A 4,850-nucleotide genomic window follows, 5' to 3' on the forward strand; every position below is an offset into this window, starting at 1 on the left:
CCTAATTTCATGTAATTCACCTTTGATTTTTTAGAAAATTAGTGAAGATTTAAAATTAGAAGTTATTTATTTTATGTTAATATTTTAAATATTAACATAAAACGGTCGGAGTATTAAGTGTATTTTAGTGGTATTCCTTCATGTTGATAAATGGATGTTTGTGATAATTTTTGTTTTATCTATCTATAATGAATGAAAGGGGGAAGTGCCCGTGAGTGTAGATTTTGATTTTATTATACGAATCGGTGTTGCTGGCTTGTTAGGAGCAATGATTGGTATTGAAAGAGAAATTCGATCGAAAGAAGCTGGATTAAAGACTCATTTCCTCGTAGCGGTAGGAAGTGCGTTAATAATGGTTGTTTCGAAATATGCCTTTTCAGATATTGTGTATGAAGAGCATACGTCTCTAGACCCAAGTCGGATTGCAGCACAAGTCGTTAGTGGAGTTGGTTTTTTAGGTGCAGGCACAATTATTATTCAAAAGCAGGCGGTGAAAGGATTAACGACCGCGGCTGGTTTATGGGCTACTGCCGGCATAGGATTAGCAATTGGAGCGGGAATGTATGTAGTAGGGATTGGAGCGACGATTCTCGTTTTAATTGGTTTAGAAATTGTGAGTCGTATTTTTAAGGTGCAATTTTTATTTCCACAAAATATAACGGTGCAAATGTGTATAAATAAACATGAAGCGGTACAACAAATAGTAGAAACGCTACAAGTGAAAGGCATTCCAATAGTTTCATATGAGGTGGAGGCTTCACAGCAAGGTACAGAAACTGTTTATAAGGTAGGGATGCAACTGAAAAATATATCGTCAGAAGAAAAGAATGAGTTTATTCAGTATATGCAAACATTACCGGAAGTTACGTTTATAAAGTTAAAATCATAGTGTTGAAAACGAGGATAGATGTAGCAGGAATTTTGCTATTATCTATCTTTTTTTGATATAAAACGCACATAAAGTCAAGTGCTAATTTTGCGCAGCAAGGATACATATGTGAACGTTCCCTTATTTTTTCTCAATACAGGACAAAAAGTAAAAATAGTAAAATAATGGAGCGGGACACTAAAAATGTAAGGTAGGGGAGAGTATGAAAGGCTATTCAAAAAAAATGTTAGTAGGGGTAAGTTTTGCTAGTTTAATGTTAGGGAGTTTTCAAGGGGTAAGTTTGGCAGAAGATACTAAGGGAGAGCAAGTTTCTTATCGAAATGTACTCAAAATGGAGCCAGTCGGTGTACAACTACCAGTACAAGAATTAGCTCATTCATCGAAATTGCTCGAAAGCAAGTCTTTTGAGCAAAGGATACAATTTGCTGATTTATCACAAAGACCGCCTGAGGTAAAAAAGGAAAGTAAGCAATTAGCTGTAGCGAAAACTTATACAATTGCTGAATTAAATCAATTAAGCAATCAGCAGTTAGTAGATTTACTTATAACCATTGATTGGGAGCAAATTACGGGGCTATTTCAGTTTAATACAGACAGTCTAGCATTCTATCAAAATGATAGTAGAATGCAGGCGATTATTGATAAATTGAAGCAGCAAGGACAAGCCTATACGAAGGATGATTCAAAAGGGATTGAGACATTAGTAGAGGTATTACGTTCAGGGTTTTATTTAGGATTTTATAATTCGGAACTTAGTAAATTAAATGAACGGAGTTATCATGATAAATGCTTACCTGCATTAAAAGCGATAGCTAACAATTCAAATTTCAAGCTGGGTACATTAGAGCAAAATAGAGTGGTATCATCATACGGAAAGTTAATAGGAAACGCTTCGAGTGATGTGGAAACGATAACATCGGCTGCAAAGATTTTTAAACAATATAATGATAATTTCTCTACATTAGTAGATAATCTTTCAGCTGGAAATGCTATTTACGATATTATGCAAGGTGTTGATTACGACATTCAATCGTATTTGTACGATACGAGGAAAGCACCGAAAGATACAGTATGGTATCAGAAAATAGATAGTTATATTAATGAACTAAGTCGTTTTGCATTAATGGGAACGATTACCGCAAAAAACGGTTGGCTTATTAATAATGGCATTTATTATACAGGTAGGCTCGGTTCGTTCCATAGTACAGGAACGAAAGGATTACAAGTTGTAACAGATGCGATGAAAATTTATCCGTATTTAGGGGAGCAATATTTCGTAGCTGCTGAGCAAATCGCGACGAATTATGACGGAAAAGATGCAAATGGTAAAGTGGTGAATTTAGATCAAATAAGAGAAGATGGAAAGAAAAAATATTTGCCAAAAACGTATACGTTTGATGATGGGGCAATTGTTTTAAAAGCTGGAGATAAAGTGACAGAAGAAAAAGTAAAACGTTTATATTGGGCGGCAAAAGAAGTGAAGGCACAATTCCATCGTACGGTTGAAAGTGATCAACCTTTAGAAAAAGGAAATCCTGATGATGTATTAACGATGGTTATTTATAATAGCCCAGCAGAATATCAGTTTAATCGTCAATTGTACGGATATGAAACGAATAACGGTGGTCTTTATATAGAAGGAACAGGTACGTTCTTTACTTATGAGCGTACGCCAGAAGAAAGTATTTATAGTTTAGAAGAATTATTCCGACATGAGTTCACGCATTATTTACAAGGTAGATATGAAGTACCAGGGTTATGGGGTCAAGGGAAAATATATGAAAATGAAAGATTATCTTGGTTTGAAGAAGGGAATGCTGAATTTTTTGCAGGGGCAACGAGAACGGATAATGTTGTACCGAGAAAGAGTATTATAGGAGGATTATCTTCAAACCCAGCAGAGCGTTATACGGCAGAGCGAACGTTAAATGCAAAGTATGGAACATGGGATTTCTATAATTATTCCTTTGCTTTACAATCGTATATGTACAATAAGAGATATGATATGTTTGATAAAATACATGATCTTATTAGGAAAAATGATGTAACAGCATATGATGCATATCGCTCTACATTAAGTAAAGATGCGAATTTAAATAAAGAATATCAAGATTATATGCAAATGCTAGTTGATAATCGTGAGAAATATAACGTACCATTAGTATCAGACGATTATTTAGCAAATCATGCACCGAAACCAGTTTCAGATATTGCGGCAGAAATAACGGCGGAAGCAAAATTGAAAAATGTATCAGTGAAGAAAAATAAATCACAGTTCTTTAATACATTCACACTACAAGGAACATATACAGGAACTGCAGCAAAAGGAGAATATGAAGATTGGAAAATAATTACAATAAACGTTAATGATACGTTAAAACGTTTAAGCGCAAAAGAATGGACAGGCTATAAAACGGTAACAGCATACTTCGTAAATTATCGCGTGAATGCATCAGGACAATTTGAATATGATGTTGTGTTCCACGGTATTAATACAGAAGAAGGTGCAGAGAATAAAGCGCCAGTTGCGGTTATAAACGGTCCGTATAGTGGAAATGTGAATGAAGCAATTTCATTTAAAAGCGACGCATCAAAAGATGAAGACGGGAAAATTACTTCATATAAATGGGAGTTTGGAGACGGTACTGTAAGTAATGAGCAAAATCCAACTCACGTATATACAAAAGAAGGAGCGTATACAGCGAAATTAACAGTAACAGACGATAAAGGAGCAACTAATACTGCTACAGCGACTGTAACTGTTCAAAAGAAAGAAGATAACAGTTTAGAAAAAGAACCGAATAACTCATTCCAAACAGCAAACAAACTGCAGTTAAATCAAGTTTTACGTGCTAGTTTAGGAAATGGAGATACAAGTGATTTCTTTGAAATTAATGTGGAGACTGCTAAAAATCTTCAAATTAACGTAACGAATGAAAATAATATCGGAATGAACTGGGTACTTTATTCTGAAGCAGATTTAAATAATTATGTTACGTATGCTCAGCAACAAGGGAATAAACTAGTAGGTAGTTACTACACGTATCCAGGGAAGTATTATTTACATGTGTATCAGTATGGTGGTGGAACAGGGAATTATACGGTGGAAGTGAAGTAGTAAAAGGGGAGTTGTCTTTTTCAATGAACGGCACAAGGTCTGTACTTTAATGAAAAAACAACTGTAGGAAATGTCCCTAACGATAATAACAAATTAAGTGTCGAGAGATGCTATATTTACATTAAACAAATCTAATTAGTAAAAGAGATAAACTATTATTTCATCCAGATGTAAGAAAAGTTATAAATATTAAGTGCGTTTACTGTAATTAAACTAAAGGATCAGAGTGTATCTGTAACAATAGATAAGCTCTGACCCTTATTATTTTATAAATTTAAGATAATTAATAAGTAAGCTAGCTAGCGGGATTCTTAAAATTCATTTATATAATTAACTAAACAGAAAATTTTTATCACATTAGCAAGGGATACTAATAGAAAAGCGTGTCCCTTTACCTAATTCACTCTCTATCTCTATATCTCCGTTTAATTCTCTAATAATACTATAAGCAATCATAGTACCAAGCCCAGTTCCTTTTTCTGTTGTTGAATAGAATGGCAAAGCAATTCGTTTTATTTGTTGAGATGACATCCCAATTCCTGAATCAATAATATCAATTATGATATTTCCTTTTACTTTTTGTATATTTATTTGTAATAATCCACCATTTTTCATAGCCTCAATTCCGTTTTGGATGATGTTGTTTAGACAGAGTTTGAATTTTTCGGGGTCCCCATTTATATAAAAGGAATCTGTACTATTTTGTTTGATTTCAACTTTGTATGATAGAGCGAGTGGTGAAATAGTATCTTTCACCTGATTTAAAATGTGATTAATATCTATTTTCTCTTTTAGGGTGTTCTGTGGTTTGGTTAAAGATAAATAGTTATTAATAGTAGATTG

3 protein-coding genes are annotated in these 4,850 nt (G+C 33.8%); 2 read left to right on the top strand and 1 reads right to left on the bottom strand.

From position 1 onward, the window contains the following. The first annotated feature begins 211 nt into the window (after positions 1-211). On the top strand, positions 212-889 hold the full coding sequence (locus DN403_RS29815; protein ID WP_000109726.1) for an MgtC/SapB family protein: 678 nt from the start codon (positions 212-214) through the stop codon (positions 887-889). A gap of 202 nt (positions 890-1,091) precedes the next feature. Continuing rightward, entirely contained in the window at positions 1,092-4,007 is a 2,916-nt protein-coding gene (gene colA / locus DN403_RS29820) for a collagenase ColA (protein WP_149186065.1), read from the top strand. A gap of 357 nt (positions 4,008-4,364) precedes the next feature. On the opposite strand, the gene DN403_RS29825 is transcribed toward colA, so the two are convergent. After that, positions 4,365-4,850: sensor histidine kinase (locus DN403_RS29825; RefSeq protein WP_149186066.1), on the bottom strand; the 486-nt coding region annotated here is incomplete at its 5' end.

Origin of the sequence: Bacillus sp. AY2-1 (genome assembly GCF_008368965.1) — a bacterium.
GTDB lineage: Bacteria > Bacillota > Bacilli > Bacillales > Bacillaceae_G > Bacillus_A > Bacillus_A thuringiensis_S.

Coding starts and splice junctions, on each gene's coding strand:
- colA (WP_149186065.1), top strand. CDS start 1,092: ATGAAAGGCTATTCAAAAAAAATGTTAGTAGGGGTAAGTTTTGCTAGT.